Genomic DNA, 416 nt, shown 5'->3' with positions numbered 1-416 from the left:
ACCTTGGTTAGGTAGCGGTTTGCTAGGGCGCAGTTTTGATTTGACCCAAAAGCAGATAAAGCCATCAGTTCATCAGCCTGAGCCTACTTATACTGCTTCAAGTTCAACAGCAAGTACAGCAAAAACTGCTATGACCAGTAGAAACATTCAAACAGATCAGCAGTTAATTGAACTCTGGAAAAAAGCTTCTAAAGCAGAGCGGCAAAGTTTTATGAATTGGATAGCCGAACAGGCGCAATAAAAAAGACCTCAAGATGAGGCCTTTTTAAAATAAGAATTTACTACTGAAGCAGCCATATATAATAGCCTAGTAGCATAAGGGGCCAAGCGATAACTGGGCTAAATAACCATTTCCATAACCAGAAACGGGGCACAAACCCTACGCCATAAATAAACCCTCCTGAAATTCCTAGCAT

The 416-nt window shown here is 41.1% G+C and carries 2 protein-coding genes; one reads left to right on the top strand and one right to left on the bottom strand.

What is annotated here, in order from left to right; genetic code table 11:
• On the top strand, positions 1-241 hold a 241-nt coding region (locus EEB19_RS26530; RefSeq protein WP_187590306.1), incomplete at its 5' end, for a DUF2057 family protein.
• 40 nt (positions 242-281) lie between these two features.
• Here EEB19_RS26530 and EEB19_RS27265 read toward each other — a convergent pair.
• Positions 282-416, bottom strand: a complete 135-nt coding sequence (locus EEB19_RS27265) for a cyd operon YbgE family protein (protein WP_222930002.1) — start codon at positions 414-416, stop codon at positions 282-284.

Origin of the sequence: Gordonia sp. OPL2 (assembly GCF_003797825.1) — a bacterium.
Classification (GTDB): Bacteria; Actinomycetota; Actinomycetes; order Mycobacteriales; family Mycobacteriaceae; genus Gordonia.
This window is presented reverse-complemented; position numbering and strand designations above follow the sequence as displayed.